A 14,868-nucleotide genomic window follows, 5' to 3' on the forward strand; every position below is an offset into this window, starting at 1 on the left:
CCCTTCTAAATGAGTTTTACTAATGTTTTGATTAGACCGATAATAAAAGCGGCCACAACACCAAAAACAATGACAGAGCCTGCTAATTTAAACATATTTGCTCCAACTCCTAAAACAAATCCCTCCGAACGGTGCTCAATTGCAGCAGAAGCAATTGAATTGGCAAAACCAGTTACTGGTACAGCAGAACCAGCACCTGCAAATTGACCAATTTTATCATAAACCCCTAAACCTGTTAGCAAAACTGATATAAAAATTAAAGTTGCAACAGTAGGATCTCCAGCCTTCTCTTTTGAAAACCCGAAATATTGAATATAGATATTTTGGATAAATTGGCCCAATAAACTGATCAATCCTCCAACAATAAACGCTTTAATGCTATTTAATAAAACTGGACGTTGTGGCCTGAGTTGTTGTGTCATTTGCTGATATTGACGCTTTGCTTCATTTTCTTCTCTCTTTTTGCCTGTTGAATTTGACATCATTACACCTCTTTTCTTTTGTTTTATTTTGGTATATAAATCATCCAATGTAGCAATGAACCAGTTACTTTCCCAAAAACCATTGCCATTAAAAGAAATAATATGGCACCCGCCATATTGAGTCGCTTTGCAAGTATAGGTAAAACATTCAGTACTTCTGTTAAGGCTGCGGCAAATAAACCCACAAACATGCCATGAAATAATCCAAAAAAAGACAAAATGATTTGAGGAAAATGGAAAATAACTCCCCTTAAGTCAATCCAAGTAAATGTCATTACTCCAGCGACTAGTGCCCTTTGAAACCAAGGAATATAAGCAAAACCCTTTGTCATTTGCGTAAGTCTTGGAATGATATCAAGTACGGTGATAAAAGCCACAAACCCACTTCCTACGGCCAATCCTCCTGCAAAACCTACAAGGATGACAAAAATATTTTGCCCCATACTCGCCATTTTTAAATTCTCTTCCTATTTTCTGTATTTTCATTCAGAAATACATATTGATCCAAATTTTGTTGATACAAAAACATTTCCACTTCTAGAGGGCTTGGTTCTTCATTAATTTTTTTTCTAAATACATGGTTAAAAAAAAGAATCATTCCAAGCCCAATACCCAATGAATAAGGAATTTGTAATAAAAGAGGATGGTCCTTTTTAACTCCTGTGATTAAATAATAGAGCCGTTGATGTACTTCCTGCATGCTAACATCATGATGGAAATTCATGATCGCTACCCCTGAACCGATAAATAAAAGAATCCAAACAAATAATACAGCAAAAAAATTTGGTTTTTTCATCATGGATTTGGTAAGAATTTCAACAATGATTTCTGGTTGGCCAATATTCCTTACTTCTACATCAAAATTCTGTTTTAATATCTTAACCACTTTCATCATATCTATGACAACTAAATGTTTATCTTCAGGTATAATTTGATGGACAGGTAAATGTTTGATCTTTTCCTCTAGTTCTTTTGGAGCAACAATTTGGGCAATATCTTTTAAAAGAATCAAATCATCGGGTTTTGCATAATGGCGATTACGAAAGCGAAGATAAACCGTACTCATAAACCAATCATTCTCTCCTTTTTAAATTTAATCTTTTCTTTTTTATCTGTATCTCTATTAGTATGTTAGAGAATTTTTAAAAACCATTCATTCCAATTTATGCTAAAGAAAAAGACCATTCGGATTATTCCAACTGGTCTTTGATCGTTGACAATATCTTTTTTTCTAATCTAGAAACTTGTACTTGGGAAATCCCTAATCGTTTTGCTACCTCTGATTGAGTATAATCTTTAAAATAACGCAAATAAACAATTAACCTTTCCCGTTGGGATAAATTTCGTATCACTTCGTATAAAGCTAGTTTATCAAACCATTTCTCTTGCGATTCATCAGAAATTTGGTCCATCAACGTAATGGGATCTCCATCATTTTCAAATACCGTTTCGTGAATCGACGATGGTGTACGGCTCGCTTCTTGAGCAAATACGACATCCTCTGGTGAAATTTCTAATTTTTCAGCAATTTCTTTTATCGTAGGCAATCTCCCTAATTCTTTTGATAGTTCATCTTTAACCTTTCTTACTTTATTCCCCGTTTCTTTTAACGATCGGCTTACTTTAACACTTCCGTCATCACGAATAAATCGTTGAATTTCGCCGATAATCATCGGGACAGCATAAGTGGAAAATTTAACGTCAAAGGACATATCAAACTTATCGATCGCTTTAAGCAAACCAATAGAACCAATTTGAAATAAATCATCCGCCTCATAGCCACGACCTAAAAAACGTTGAACAACAGACCAAACCAGTCGTTTATTATGATTGATGATGATCTCTTTTGCTTCTTGATCACCATTTTGACTTTTAATGATCAATTCTTTCATTTCTTCGTCGCTTAGATAGGAGTGTTGATTGTTTTTTGTATCCAGTTCCATATGTTCACCCCTAACTAACATTACGAGTGGAATTTAACTTTTTTCGCAGAAAAACTTTTGTCCCTTTACCGATTTTAGATTCTACTTTCATCTCGTCCATAAAATTTTCCATGATGGTAAATCCCATTCCAGATCGTTCTAATTCTGGTTTAGTCGTATATAACGGTTGAAGAGCTTTCTCAATATCTTCTATCCCTTTTCCTTGATCTTCAATCGTAATCTCTACTATTGAATCTTTCAACACAACATGTATCGTTACTAATCCTTCAGGGTTTTCTTCATAGCCATGGATGATGGCGTTTGTCACAGCTTCTGAAACAACCGTTTTGATTTCATCGATTTCTTCTAATGTAGGATCTATTTGTGAGACAAAGGAAGCAACAGCTACACGGGCAAAAGACTCATTTTCGGATTTTGCTGCAAATTGTAAAGTCATATAATTATGTAGCAATTAAGCCACCCCCAATGACTCTAATGCTTCAACTTCATTATCGTAAACAGACAGAATTTTAAATAAACCCGATAATTCAAAAATCTTATAAATACTTGGTCTTACACAACAAATTGACATTTTCCCTTTAAGTTGACGAATTTTTTTATATCTTCCTAAGATCATTCCAAGACCAGAACTATCCATAAAAGTGAGTTGTTCTAAATTCAAAAGTAGATTATTAACGATACCTTTGTCTAATTCTTTTTCAATTTTTTCCCGGACCATCTCAGAAGTGTGATGATCCAATTCCCCTTTTAAGCGAACAATTAACGTATTTTTTTCCATTTCCATTTCAATATGAACACTCATTGACTGTAGTTCACTCCTTCTTCCCTTATTTTGTCTTCTTTAATTCTACTTTTGCTTTCAAAGTTCCTGCTAGATGACAAAAGTACAAAAAAAACGAGATACCTCGTCATTATGCGGCATCTCGTTGTCAAAAAAAGTCATATTAAGTCAATTTTTAATCAATTAAGAATTGTTTTCGTAATACCTTCTTAAACATTTGAAAAATATTCGCTTTCGATACTTCTTCTGCAGCGATTAAAGGTATCTCATTGATTACTTTTCCGGCTTTCACAATCTGTAGTTTTCCTAAAACATCACCTTTTTGAATTGGGGCTTGAATTTGCTCCTTAATCGATAATATTTGTTCAAAGTCTTCTGTTTTTTCTCCTTTTTTTAATAGAAGCCCAATTTGATAAGGAGCTTTTAGCGGAATCGTTGAAATCGATCCTTTACTTACTTCAACATCGGTAACCAATTGATCCTTTTTATATAAGACTTCATTTTTATATTGATTAAACGCATAATCTAATAATTCTGATACTTCTTTATTTCTTGTTTTAGAGTCAGGTTCCCCCATTACAACGGCGATCACGCGAAATGTTCCTTTTTTAGCTGTCGCAGCAAGACAATATTTCGCTTCACTCGTATATCCTGTTTTTAAGCCATCTACACCTTGATAAAAACGAACAAGACGGTTCGTATTGACTAACCAAAAAGGTTCATGACTATCTTTTCGTAAATAATCTTGATAGATACCTGTAAATTCTGTGATTTTTTCATGTTTTAGCAGTTCTCTTGACATGACTGCAATATCATAAGCTGTTGTGTAATGATTCTCTTCAGGTAAACCATTGGTATTGACAAAATGAGTGTCTTTTAAACCTAATTCTTCAGCTTTTTTGTTCATCATTTTAACAAATTCTTCTTCTGTGCCAGCAATGTATTCTGCCATAGCAACAGTTGCATCATTACCTGAAGCAATAGCAATTCCCTTCAATAAATCCCTGACTGTCATTTCTTCTCCAGCCTCTAAGAAGATTTGCGATCCTCCCATAGAAGCTGCTTTTTCACTGACTCGTACTTTATCATCAAAGGTAATTTTTCCAGTATCGATCGCTTCCATGATTAATAACATGGTCATAATTTTAGTAATACTGGCTGGTGGTAGACGATCATGGCTATTTTTATCAAATAATACCGTACCAGTATCTTGGTCAATTAAAATTGCAGATCTTGCATTTGGAGCCAAATTAATTTCTTCTGCATGAATCAGTTGAGTCGGGAGTAAGGAAAAGAGAAGAAAACTAATTACTCCAATGATGATATTTTTTTTCCACATTTTAACTCCTCCTTTTTCTATTTGTTATTGTTCGCACATTGAGGAGAAATATTCCATTTTTAAAAAATATTTTTATAAAAAAAAGGTTTGTATATTCCAACGCACTTCGTTGTCTGTATACACTCCCAAAAGTCGCTGCCAATGGAATATACAAACCTAATAAGCTTGGCTTGTATGTTCTATAATCTGATCCTTTAGAGCGAGCTTCCCTGCTTACCGTTTATTCATGGAAAGCCGTAAGGTTAGGAGCAGCGTTAGAACATACATGCCATTTCAAGTTTTATAAGCTCCGAATTCAATCCTTTTATTGTATGATCTGATAGATTAATGGTCGAGGTTGGGGTTTTGTATTTGAGTAGTGATATGCTTCTTTTAATTTCACCATAGATTCGGTCGGATTAGGATGGTTACTATGAAGAATCGCAATCGTTTCGCCAGCTATAACTTTATAACCAACCTTCTTCTTTAATGTGATTCCAACGGCATGATCGATCTGATCTTCTTTCGTTACTCTCCCTGCTCCTAAATACATAGCGGCTAAACCAACTGCTTCAGCATCAATCGATGCAATATATCCATCTTCTTCAGCTTTTACTTCAATATGATATTTCGCATCTGGAAGCAGCTCAATATGGTCAATCACTTTCGTATTCCCATGTTGAGCCTGGATAAATTGTTTAAATGTCTCGTATGCTTTTCCGTTTTTGAGGTTTTTTTCTAATTCCTTTTTCGCTGTTCCATAATCAGGGTAACTTTGAGCTAATAACACCATCTGGGTGGCCAATTCAAGGGATAGGGTTTTTAAATCCTCTATCTCTTCACCTCTTAAAACGCGAATTGCCTCTTTTACTTCATTGGCGTTTCCAACCTCAAAACCAAGGGGCTGATTCATATCACTAATCACAGCCACTATATTTTTCCCTAATTTTTTACCGATACGAACCATTTCTTTTGCAAGGGCCTCTGAATCCTCTAATGTTTTCATAAAGGCTCCACTCCCTGTTTTTACATCAAGTACAATACTATCTGCTCCAGATGCAATTTTTTTGCTCATAATGGAACTTGCAATTAATGGAATGGAATCAACTGTTGCTGTTACATCCCGTAATGCATATAATTTCTTATCTGCAGGTGCTAAATTTCCTGTTTGGCTTGCGATTGCAATTTTATACTTGTTTACATTTTCAATAAATTCCTCTTTTGTCATTTCAACTTGAAAACCAGCAATTGATTCTAACTTATCAATGGTTCCTCCTGTATGTCCTAAACCTCTCCCAGACATTTTTGCAACGGGTATACCAACCGATGCTACTAATGGAGCAACAATGAGACTTATTTTATCACCAACACCTCCAGTTGAATGTTTATCTACTTTATGTCCGTGAATGTTGGATAAATCGATGACATCTCCCGATTGAACCATCGCCATGGTAAGTGCAGCTGTTTCGTCAGCTGTCATTCCCTGAAAATAAATGGCCATTAGCAAAGCAGAAACTTGGTAATCGGGAATGGTTCCTTTCGTATATTCGTGAACAAAAAAGTAAATCTCTTCTCTTGTTAATTCTTTTCCATCTCTTTTTTTATGAATAATATCCACCATTTTCATTTGTTCTTCCCCCTATTTTAATTCTCGTAAAAAACTCTCCCCATATTGGGGCTTTGTAACACCAAAAATATCAGCAATTGTGGCGCCAACATCCGCAAATGTTGCTCTTATCCCCAGATTGACACCGCCTGTTAATACCTTGCTATAAACCAATAATGGAACATATTCTCTTGTATGATCGGTTCCCGTGTGAGTTGGATCATTTCCATGATCTGCTGTAATCATCAGAAGGTCATCCTTTTTTAAAGCGGCAAAAAGTTCTGGAAGTCTGGCATCAAACTCTTCAATGGCTTTTCCATAGCCAATTGGATCACGACGATGACCATACAGCATATCAAAATCGACGAGATTCGTAAAAAGCAAGCCATGAAAATCAGATTTCAATCCATCGATAGTTTTATCAACTCCATCCATGTTTGATTTCGTTTTCACTGCTTGCGTGATTCCTTCTCCTGAATAAATATCAGAAATTTTTCCGACGGCAATAGAGTCTAGTCCTGCCTCTTTTAAATAGTTCATCACTGTTTTTGCTGGAGGTTTTACTGCATAATCATGGCGGTTAGCCGTTCTCTTAAAATGTCCAGGAGTTCCAATAAAGGGTCTTGCGATTACCCGACCTACCATATGCTCTTCGTCTAAAGTCATTTCTCGGGCAATTTCACAAATTCGGTACAATTCTTCTAAGGGAATGATCTCTTCATGGGCAGCGATTTGAAAAACACTATCTGCTGATGTATAAACGATCACTGCACCTGTTTTCATATGTTCTTCCCCTAATTCTTCAATAATTTCAGTTCCTGACGCTGGCTTATTTCCTATTACCTTTCTCCCGATTCTTTCCTCAAAAGGTTTAATTAACGAATCAGGAAAACCATTTGGATATGTTTTAAAGGGAAGATCAATTTTTAATCCCATGATTTCCCAGTGGCCAGTCATGGTATCCTTTCCTACCGATACTTCTTTCATTTTTCCATATGAAGCAATCGGTTGATCTACTTTTTTAACTCCCTTAAGAGGATAAATATGGCCTAAACCCATTTTTTCTAAATTGGGTACATGCAATCCGTTCATTTGTTCGGATATATGTAGAAGCGTATTTGTTCCTTTATCACCAAATTTTTCAGCATCAGGTAATTCTCCTATCCCTACACTATCTAATACGATTAATACAACTCTCTTAAATGGATTCATCTCATTTTCCCTTCCTTTTACATTCATGATGTTTTATTATGGCCAGAAATGGGATTTCCTATATTGACAGATGTCTAACAACTTCCATCAGAGAAAAAGGTACTATACGAAGTACCTTTATGCCCTTGGATGAGCTTTAGAATAAACCTCTTTTAATTTTGATCTTGTGATATGAGTATAAATCTGTGTTGTCGAAATATCAGCATGACCCAACATCTCTTGAACGGATCTTAAATCTGCTCCATTTTCTAAAAGATGAGTGGCAAAAGAATGGCGTAAGGTATGAGGTGTAATTTGCGTTTCAATCGAAGCCATTTTCGCGTATTTTTTAATAATTTTCCAAAAGCCTTGTCGTGTTAAGCGTTTGCCATGATGATTGACAAAAAGCGCTTCTTCTACTGTCCGTTTAAGAAGCTTTCCTCGAGCAGAATCGAGATATGATTTGATACTTTTGATCGCCATACTCCCTAAAGGAACTATTCGTTCTTTTGCGCCTTTTCCAATGCATTTCAAAAACCCCATCGTTAAATTTAAATCATCAACATTTAAGGCAACAAGTTCTGAAACCCGTATTCCCGTAGCATACAACAATTCTAGCATGGCCCGATCGCGAATACCTGCTGGTGTATTTATATCTGGCATATTTAATAAAATTTCAACCTGTTCAACGGTTAGTACTTTTGGTAATCGTTTATCGATTTTAGGAGATTCAAGATTTTGCGATGGATCTTTTTCAATGAATCGATCTCTTACCAAGAATTGATAAAAGGCCCGTATCGATGCAAGATTCCTCGATATCGTCGTTGTCGCTCTTCCGTTGTTTTTTAGTGAGAGTAAATAGGCAATAATATGTGAACGATTCGTATCCTCTATGGATGCAATCTCATATTTTTTTAGAAATTTAAAATAAGAGATTAAATCTCTTCTATAGGAATCAATTGTATTTTGAGCTAACCCCTTTTCTACCAGAAGGTAATGGGTAAATTGCTCGATAAATCTTTCCATCAATAACTTTCTCCTTTATAGCTAGGTGATTTTCTAGTATGTTTATTCAACATAACGAGCCGAACTCCTTCTATAAGGAGAAAAATTTATTAACCTCCATACCAATAAAACAGCTTCAGACGTTCGATCATACTATCATTTTGTGGTTGTATGGGATATTGAAATGAAGAATCAACCGCCTCATCAACCTTGATCGAATGCCCTTTTGGTTCCTTTAATTGCTTAGGCTCAATCCATGTATTCACAATTAGCACCATTCGATACATCAATAAAGTAAAACCAAAAAAGAGGAATACCAATAAAATCCATTCAACCATCCTTTTTATTGTGACAAACAAAATATTCACTCCTTTAATCCTTTACAAAAGATGAAAAAAAGGCTATATATGTAATAGCCATTTTAAACTATTTTATTAGATTGTCCTTCATTTCATACTTGAAGAAGTGTCTTCTTTTCGTTTTTTCTTACATTCACTACATATTCCGTGGAAAATTAAGCGGTGATCAAAGATTTCAAAGTCAAATTGTTTTTCTATCCGTTCTTCAATTGGCCCAAGCCAATCCTCATTAATTTCTTCAACTTTTCCACAGTTGATACAAACTAAATGATGATGATGATGTTCCGCTTCTTCTGAGCGAAATTCGTACCTTGTCACGTTGTCTCCAAAGTTTAGTTTTTGCAGAATATTTAATTCACTAAGTAATTCTAACGTACGATAAACAGTTGCTAACCCAATATCAGGAACCTTTTTTTTGACCAATAAAAATGCTTCTTCAGCACTTAAATGCCCTTCTTCATTCTCTATTAAAACCCTAACCAATGCCTCGCGTTGAGGAGTAAGCTTAAAATTATAAGAATGAAGCTGTTGTTTTATCTTTTCGATACGTTTTTCCAAAACGTATCACCTCCTCTAGCATTTATCCAAATTATAACAGTTTAGATATAAAAGTCAATTAATTGAAAATCATATGATAATTACTAAGATTTATGATCTATTATTAATAAAACCAATTTGCTACACTTCGCATTAAATAAGGGGATACGTAAGTTTCAAATCCAGAAGCAACAACTAAGATTGCACCCATCATGATAAATAGAAACGAATAAGATAAAAAAGGTTGATGCGTTAACGCTGAATATGGATTTCTTTTTATTCTAGTCAGTACAAGGGATAATGAAAAAGCTACTCCAGCAACGCTTGCGATAATGAAAGCGGGAACAATCAAGAGATTTTGCGGCAAGATTGAGACAAAAGAAAAAACAAATCCTTTCCATTGTAATTGTGATATCAAAAAAGAGACCGTAAAGCCAATTACAAACCCTTTCATAAAGATTAAAATAAAAATTAACGGCATGCCAATAATCGATAATCCCAAAAACCAGATCATTCCCAAATACTTTAAATGATCAAAAATCACTTGTTTTAAAGCGATCTTCTTAGAAAAAATTGTATCTCCATTACTCGTTAAACCATGAAAAAATTGACTTAAATATCCGATCATTTCTTGTTTCTGCTGAAGTGATAAAGATTGAATGATGATCGATCCATAAATCACACCCATGATAAATAAAACAATCGTAAAAATATATAATGTGAAATGTTGCTTCACATAATCCCCAATTTGATTATTGATTGGTTGCCGTCTCATAAAAATCCCTCCTTGTCCAACTCAATACATCATATGTTGGACAAGGTAAGAATATGAACTAATTTAAGACTTTCCCATAAAGGCCCCCTCCACCCATTTCAACCTTTAATTGTCCAGTTCTCGCCTTGATTATCATATCGGCGATTGGTTCAAAAACAACAGTCAATAAATCTTCCTTTTTCACGCGATGAATAATATTCATTTCTGTTCCAAAATGCTCAAGTAACCGATCTAATGTTTTTGGACCTAGTTTCGGAATGAATTCTAAAGGTACTTGATGAATATAGGGTGGACGATGTTCAGGATGTTTAGGATGAGCTAAGGTTGCAATTTCCCTAATACGATTGGAAACACCCTTTATCATCTGTTGACTATCACATTTGGGACAAACGCTTTCGTCTATCACCAATGTCTCACATTTCGCACAACGACTCTTATAATATTTACCAAGTTTGGGGTCTAACCCATAATTGCTGATTACTCTTCTTCCATCTATTCTCCTTAAAGCTAACGTTAATTCTTTAAAACTAGGTGTTTCCATTTGAATCTGATTATATTCTCTTCCGATTTTTGCTAATGAATGGGCATCAGAATTAGTAACAAAAGTGAAAGGATGTAATTCAACAATCTGATCCGCCATCTCCGTGTCAGAACTTAATCCTAATTCGACGGCATCAATCAATGACAGATCAAGAACTTCTTCCATTCTTTTACAACAATTCCCATAAACCGATTTAAAGGGAGTAAAGATATGAGCAGGGATAAAAAGCCCTTCTCTTATCTTCGTCTCCTTCTGAAGTTCTCTCGTAGATACATATAGGCGTTGCGAGCTTAATTGAATATTCTTCATCCGTTTTTTCATCCAATCTGAAAAAAGAACCATATCCTCAAAATAAGGAAGAAATACAAGATAGTGAGCTTCCCCTCTATTTTCCTCTTTTATTTCAATCTCAGAACCTAAAAGAATCGTTAAATCTTGATAACGCAAACCGCCTTCTGCTAATTCTTGAATCATTCCTTCTTGGAGTAACGATTGAATCTCCCTCTGAACCAAAGGAGAATGGGCATCTATGATCCCTATCATATCTAATCCTTTACGATGATAAGCTTCTTGAATAATATTGCGAAACGTCAAGTTTTTCGAAGCACTTATCTTTACAGGCTTTTTCGTTTCCGTCCATCCAATATGAATATGCAAATCAGCAAAATAAGATTTCATTTTTCCCTACCCTTTAGTTGCATGATTTGCCAGTAGTAAATCGCAATGATTGTTTTTGCATCTACAATTTTCCCCTTTTCAATCATCTCCATACTCTCATCTAATGTCAATTCTACAAGTTCTACAAACTCGTCTTCATCAGGAGTCGCTTCTCCTGCTTCAATTCCGTCTGCGTAAAATAAATGGATCAACTCATCAGCAAATCCAGGGGATGTATAAAATTTGGTAAAAAGTGACATATTGGTAGCAACATAACCTGTTTCTTCCTTTAATTCGCGAATTGCACATGATTTTGGGTCTTCTCCTGGTTCTAATTTTCCTGCGGGAATCTCATAAAGGATTTGATCCATTGGTTTTCGGTATTGTTTTACCATCAGAACCCGATTTTTTTTAGTCACAGCAAGAATTCCTACTGCCCCTGGATGACGAACGATTTCTCTTGTTGCCTGTTTTCCATTTGGTAACTCTACTGTATCAACAAATACTTTAATGATTTTCCCATCAAAAATCTGTTTGCTTTCTATTGTTTTTTCCACATATTTTTGATTCAACTTTTATTCCCTTCCTTCAAATTAGTCATAACTTGTCCAACATCGCCATATGATCTAACTAAGTAATAATCATCTATCATTTTATCCTAGGAGGTTTCCATATGAAAGTATATAGAAATAAAAATCAACTGAAGATCGTCGGAAAAGCTTGGGAAATTAAAGCGAAACTACGGGAGCTTTCCCAATCCCATTTAACGGTAAAAGAGTATTTAAGTAAGTTTCGCTATGAATAATGTTTCTGATATTGATGTGCAAAGTAAGCAGCACTAGCAACGAAATCAAAAAATAACGGATCATCTATCACTGTACGTCCCATTGTCGTAATCGGTATTGGGTATTGCTGAATCATCTTAACCACATCTTTTCTTTGAAGTCTAATTGGAATAAGTTTGTGTTTTGTTAATGCAAATTCTCTCAATAAATCAAATATATTGGGATAATCTTTTTCCAACCATTCAGGATAAGGAACGACACTAGAAGTTAAGCTGATCGTTTTTAAGGCTGTAATACTATGGTGGCTAATCCCATGATGCCTTAAGCGTTGATCTTTTTCACTCGCACGGATGATTGAAATGGGATAACCTTTTAAAATATTGACTGCATTAATGATTTCTCCATGTTCAACACCTGTATATCCTAACCATGTTCCCGTACCGACAACGCCAGGCCCCATTAATACTACAACAATATCTGCATGTAAAATATATTTTGCTGCGATTAATCCCGTATAGATGTTGATCGCTTCAAGATCGCCCCCAAAAGCATGGCCGATGGTAATCGTATAATCCAACCATTTTTTCTCCTTTAAGATGGTAACATGCTGACTCAGCGAAAGGGGAAGGGAAGCACCATCTGTCATAATATACACAATTTTTCGTGGGATATGATGATCTTGTATTTCTAACTGTCGAATGATCGTGGTCACAATCGGTAACATACTATGTAATTCACCAATGAGAACAGGTAGCCCTTCTAGTGACTTTGGTTCAGTAAATAGATCATGATAAGGGCTTGATTGTTCCTCACAGGACATTACCGAAAATTGATAAGGGGTATAACGAAGTTTCATAATATGACCAACTTGTTGATTGTTGGTAAAAATAATCTGTTCTTTTTTTTTAATAGGAATGACGACAAAATCATACCCACCAGTACCTAACTGGAGATGGGTTGCTGTTTGATTAAGAATCACTTGATCACCTATTTTTAAGGGATCCCCGAATTGCAAATAATAAATGGCTTTTCCTTCTTTATCTTTAGTTTGGATTTTTACAATCTGAATCTTGTCGGTTTCCTCAAGTATTTCCGCCACTTTTCCCTTTCCCCATATGATCATCCTCATCCCCCCCTTTTCAGCATATGAATATTTTCCTGATTCCATTCCAAAGAATAGAGCCAGTGCATTTATCAAATAATGAATAAGAAGCCTTACGCTTATGGAGTATTAATATATATTGCAAAATTCTAACGCGCTCCTAACCTTATGGATTTCCTTGAATAAACGGTTGGAGGGAAAGCTCGCTCGCTAAAGTCGCGCTAATAGAATCATACAAACCAAGCTTATTAGGGATAAGGGAGCTATTGCGCCCAAAATCTTATATTTTCTAAAACGTTAAAAAAAAAACCTTGGTTACTTATACACCAAGGCCTTTATCATATATCGATTTTTTCTTTCAATTTTGTTTCATTAACGAAATCACTAATTCTGCCGTCTTGACTAATTCACGAATCGGCATTTTTTCCTTCGTGGTATGAATATTTTCATAGCCAATCCCTAGATTGATGGTCGGGATGCCATACCCATTAATCACATTGGCATCACTCCCCCCACCACTGGCAAGAATTCTTGGAGTTCTACCAATCTCAGTAATTGCTTCTATTGCTTTTATAACAAGTGGATGATCTTCTTGAAAACGAAAGGCAGGATACATGATTTCATAATTGAAATCGACAGTTGCTAAGAATTTAGCAGCAGCATCTTCAAACACTTTACGCATATGTTCCACTTGTTTTAACATTTTTTCGTCTACTAAACTTCTCGCTTCGGCAAAAATCTCAACTTGATCACAAACGATATTGGTGGCTGTACCTCCTTGGAACTTGCCGATGTTTGCTGTCGTTTCAGAATCAATTCTCCCTAACTTCATCATTGAGATGGCATGACTGGCCACTTGAATGGCACTTATGCCATCTTCCGGATTGACGCCAGCATGTGCTGATTTGCCTTTAACAATCACATGAATTTTTGCTTGTGTAGGTGCAGCCACGATAATATCTCCAACAGGACCGTTACTATCTAGGGCATAACCATATTCTGCTTCAAGTAACTCTTTTTGTAGGTGGTGAGAACCTTTTAATCCAGATTCTTCACCAACCGTAATTAAAAATTGAACCTTACCGTGAGGAATCTGTTGTTCATTCACCACTCTGATTGCTTCTAACATCGCTGCAATTCCTGCTTTATCATCACTTCCTAAAATTGTCGTACCATCAGAGACAATGACGTCACCTTGAATCGATGGATGAATCGATTTCCCAGGTGTTACCGTATCCATATGAGAAGTAAAATAGATGACAGGATGATTCTCCTTGCCAGAAGTTGCTTCCATCGTCATCACCAAATTACCTGCACCATGCCCTGTTCTTTGCATCGAATCGTCTTCAACAACTTGCAAACCAAGCTCGAAGAACTTCTGTTTTAAAAGGTCAGCAATTGCTCTTTCATTTCCTGTTTCGCTATCCACTTTAACAAGCTCTATAAATTCTTTAACAAGTCTATCTTGTTGGACCAACGTTTTATACCTCCATGTTAAAGTTTAACCGCGCATATAGTTCATTTTATCATGGAGGTCTTTCAAAAACCATTCTGATCTGATGGTATGAACATGTAAGGTATTTCGATTCATCATTTGCTGCTGAAGATTAAACTTTCTCCAAGTCGTATCTTCATGGTCATTTTCGATCAAAGGAATCTTTTTTTTGGGGAAAAGCTCTTGAAGTAATTCTATGTTATTTTTCTTTTTTAGAAGAATATATAATTGATTATCTAACAAATGGAACACCCTCTTCCCTAAATAGATTGGATTTGACAATCGGCCAAG

At 35.5% G+C, this 14,868-nt stretch carries 19 protein-coding genes; 1 reads left to right on the forward strand and 18 read right to left on the reverse strand.

The features are described 5' to 3' along the window. Window positions 1-5: 5 nt before the first annotated feature. From spoVAC to ACMW72_RS05525, 15 genes are all read right to left on the reverse strand, one after another. On the reverse strand, window positions 6-422 hold the full coding sequence (spoVAC, locus tag ACMW72_RS05455) for a stage V sporulation protein AC (RefSeq protein WP_418367962.1): 417 nt from the start codon (window positions 420-422) through the stop codon (window positions 6-8). A gap of 83 nt (window positions 423-505) precedes the next feature. Further along, window positions 506-925: a stage V sporulation protein AB gene (locus ACMW72_RS05460; RefSeq protein WP_418367963.1), complete on the reverse strand. Its 420-nt coding sequence runs from the start codon at window positions 923-925 to the stop codon at window positions 506-508. A gap of 11 nt (window positions 926-936) precedes the next feature. Next, the gene (locus ACMW72_RS05465) at window positions 937-1,548 is read right to left on the reverse strand and encodes a stage V sporulation protein AA (RefSeq protein WP_418367835.1); all 612 of its coding nucleotides are present in this window, start codon (window positions 1,546-1,548) and stop codon (window positions 937-939) included. Between the two features lie 124 nt (window positions 1,549-1,672). Beyond that, window positions 1,673-2,425: an RNA polymerase sporulation sigma factor SigF gene (sigF, locus tag ACMW72_RS05470; protein ID WP_418367836.1), complete on the reverse strand. Its 753-nt coding sequence runs from the start codon at window positions 2,423-2,425 to the stop codon at window positions 1,673-1,675. Window positions 2,426-2,435: 10 nt separating this feature from the next. Then, window positions 2,436-2,861: an anti-sigma F factor gene (gene spoIIAB / locus ACMW72_RS05475; RefSeq protein ID WP_418367964.1), complete on the reverse strand. Its 426-nt coding sequence runs from the start codon at window positions 2,859-2,861 to the stop codon at window positions 2,436-2,438. A gap of 15 nt (window positions 2,862-2,876) precedes the next feature. Beyond that, the gene (gene spoIIAA, locus ACMW72_RS05480) at window positions 2,877-3,227 is read right to left on the reverse strand and encodes an anti-sigma F factor antagonist (protein WP_418367837.1); all 351 of its coding nucleotides are present in this window, start codon (window positions 3,225-3,227) and stop codon (window positions 2,877-2,879) included. 154 nt (window positions 3,228-3,381) lie between these two features. Further along, window positions 3,382-4,545, reverse strand: a complete 1,164-nt coding sequence (locus ACMW72_RS05485) for a D-alanyl-D-alanine carboxypeptidase family protein (protein ID WP_418367838.1) — start codon at window positions 4,543-4,545, stop codon at window positions 3,382-3,384. Window positions 4,546-4,849: 304 nt separating this feature from the next. Continuing rightward, window positions 4,850-6,151: a pyrimidine-nucleoside phosphorylase gene (locus ACMW72_RS05490; RefSeq protein WP_418367839.1), complete on the reverse strand. Its 1,302-nt coding sequence runs from the start codon at window positions 6,149-6,151 to the stop codon at window positions 4,850-4,852. Window positions 6,152-6,163: 12 nt separating this feature from the next. Next, the gene (deoB, locus tag ACMW72_RS05495; protein ID WP_418367840.1) at window positions 6,164-7,342 is read right to left on the reverse strand and encodes a phosphopentomutase; all 1,179 of its coding nucleotides are present in this window, start codon (window positions 7,340-7,342) and stop codon (window positions 6,164-6,166) included. 117 nt (window positions 7,343-7,459) lie between these two features. After that, the gene (gene xerD / locus ACMW72_RS05500; RefSeq protein WP_418367841.1) at window positions 7,460-8,347 is read right to left on the reverse strand and encodes a site-specific tyrosine recombinase XerD; all 888 of its coding nucleotides are present in this window, start codon (window positions 8,345-8,347) and stop codon (window positions 7,460-7,462) included. 89 nt (window positions 8,348-8,436) lie between these two features. Next, the gene (locus ACMW72_RS05505; RefSeq protein ID WP_418367842.1) at window positions 8,437-8,685 is read right to left on the reverse strand and encodes a DUF4227 family protein; all 249 of its coding nucleotides are present in this window, start codon (window positions 8,683-8,685) and stop codon (window positions 8,437-8,439) included. An 87-nt stretch (window positions 8,686-8,772) separates the two neighbouring features. Next, window positions 8,773-9,243, reverse strand: a complete 471-nt coding sequence (locus tag ACMW72_RS05510; RefSeq protein WP_418367843.1) for a Fur family transcriptional regulator — start codon at window positions 9,241-9,243, stop codon at window positions 8,773-8,775. A gap of 103 nt (window positions 9,244-9,346) precedes the next feature. Next, entirely contained in the window at window positions 9,347-9,997 is a 651-nt protein-coding gene (spoIIM, locus tag ACMW72_RS05515; protein ID WP_418367844.1) for a stage II sporulation protein M, read from the reverse strand. Between the two features lie 58 nt (window positions 9,998-10,055). Further along, window positions 10,056-11,216 (reverse strand): endonuclease Q family protein, encoded by a 1,161-nt coding sequence (locus ACMW72_RS05520; RefSeq protein WP_418367845.1) that lies wholly within the window; start codon window positions 11,214-11,216, stop codon window positions 10,056-10,058. Continuing rightward, window positions 11,213-11,767, reverse strand: a complete 555-nt coding sequence (locus tag ACMW72_RS05525) for an NUDIX hydrolase (protein ID WP_418367846.1) — start codon at window positions 11,765-11,767, stop codon at window positions 11,213-11,215. Before ACMW72_RS05525 ends, ACMW72_RS05520 begins: the two co-directional genes overlap by 4 nt. A 101-nt stretch (window positions 11,768-11,868) precedes the next feature. Here ACMW72_RS05525 and mciZ point away from each other — a divergent pair, with 101 nt between their 5' ends. Beyond that, window positions 11,869-12,000: a Z-ring formation inhibitor MciZ gene (mciZ, locus tag ACMW72_RS05530; RefSeq protein ID WP_418367847.1), complete on the forward strand. Its 132-nt coding sequence runs from the start codon at window positions 11,869-11,871 to the stop codon at window positions 11,998-12,000. Here the strand turns inward: mciZ and ACMW72_RS05535 are convergent. From ACMW72_RS05535 to ACMW72_RS05545, 3 genes are all read right to left on the reverse strand, one after another. After that, the gene (locus tag ACMW72_RS05535) at window positions 11,991-13,103 is read right to left on the reverse strand and encodes a DUF3866 family protein (RefSeq protein ID WP_418367848.1); all 1,113 of its coding nucleotides are present in this window, start codon (window positions 13,101-13,103) and stop codon (window positions 11,991-11,993) included. The genes mciZ and ACMW72_RS05535 overlap by 10 nt on opposite strands. 337 nt (window positions 13,104-13,440) lie before the next feature. Beyond that, a complete protein-coding gene (locus ACMW72_RS05540) occupies window positions 13,441-14,559 on the reverse strand; it encodes a M20/M25/M40 family metallo-hydrolase (protein WP_418367849.1) in 1,119 nt (372 codons plus the stop codon). A gap of 24 nt (window positions 14,560-14,583) precedes the next feature. Continuing rightward, complete coding sequence (locus ACMW72_RS05545; protein WP_418367850.1) at window positions 14,584-14,820, reverse strand: hypothetical protein; 237 nt, start codon at window positions 14,818-14,820, stop codon at window positions 14,584-14,586. Between the last annotated feature and the right edge of the window lie 48 nt (window positions 14,821-14,868).

Source organism: Tepidibacillus sp. LV47, assembly GCF_048381575.1.
Lineage (GTDB): Bacteria > Bacillota > Bacilli > Tepidibacillales > Tepidibacillaceae > Tepidibacillus.

Bases quoted from the DNA above. Each gene is read 5' to 3' on its own strand.
- spoVAC (WP_418367962.1), bottom strand. From the start codon at position 422: ATGACACAACAACTCAGGCCACAACGTCCAGTTTTATTAAATAGCATT.
- ACMW72_RS05460 (WP_418367963.1), bottom strand. From the start codon at position 925: ATGGGGCAAAATATTTTTGTCATCCTTGTAGGTTTTGCAGGAGGATTG.
- ACMW72_RS05465 (WP_418367835.1), bottom strand. From the start codon at position 1,548: ATGAGTACGGTTTATCTTCGCTTTCGTAATCGCCATTATGCAAAACCC.
- sigF (WP_418367836.1), bottom strand. From the start codon at position 2,425: ATGGAACTGGATACAAAAAACAATCAACACTCCTATCTAAGCGACGAA.
- spoIIAB (WP_418367964.1), bottom strand. From the start codon at position 2,861: ATGACTTTACAATTTGCAGCAAAATCCGAAAATGAGTCTTTTGCCCGT.
- spoIIAA (WP_418367837.1), bottom strand. From the start codon at position 3,227: ATGAGTGTTCATATTGAAATGGAAATGGAAAAAAATACGTTAATTGTT.
- ACMW72_RS05485 (WP_418367838.1), bottom strand. From the start codon at position 4,545: ATGTGGAAAAAAAATATCATCATTGGAGTAATTAGTTTTCTTCTCTTT.
- ACMW72_RS05490 (WP_418367839.1), bottom strand. From the start codon at position 6,151: ATGAAAATGGTGGATATTATTCATAAAAAAAGAGATGGAAAAGAATTA.
- deoB (WP_418367840.1), bottom strand. From the start codon at position 7,342: ATGAATCCATTTAAGAGAGTTGTATTAATCGTATTAGATAGTGTAGGG.
- xerD (WP_418367841.1), bottom strand. From the start codon at position 8,347: ATGGAAAGATTTATCGAGCAATTTACCCATTACCTTCTGGTAGAAAAG.
- spoIIM (WP_418367844.1), bottom strand. From the start codon at position 9,997: ATGAGACGGCAACCAATCAATAATCAAATTGGGGATTATGTGAAGCAA.
- ACMW72_RS05520 (WP_418367845.1), bottom strand. From the start codon at position 11,216: ATGAAATCTTATTTTGCTGATTTGCATATTCATATTGGATGGACGGAA.
- mciZ (WP_418367847.1), top strand. From the start codon at position 11,869: ATGAAAGTATATAGAAATAAAAATCAACTGAAGATCGTCGGAAAAGCT.
- ACMW72_RS05535 (WP_418367848.1), bottom strand. From the start codon at position 13,103: ATGATCATATGGGGAAAGGGAAAAGTGGCGGAAATACTTGAGGAAACC.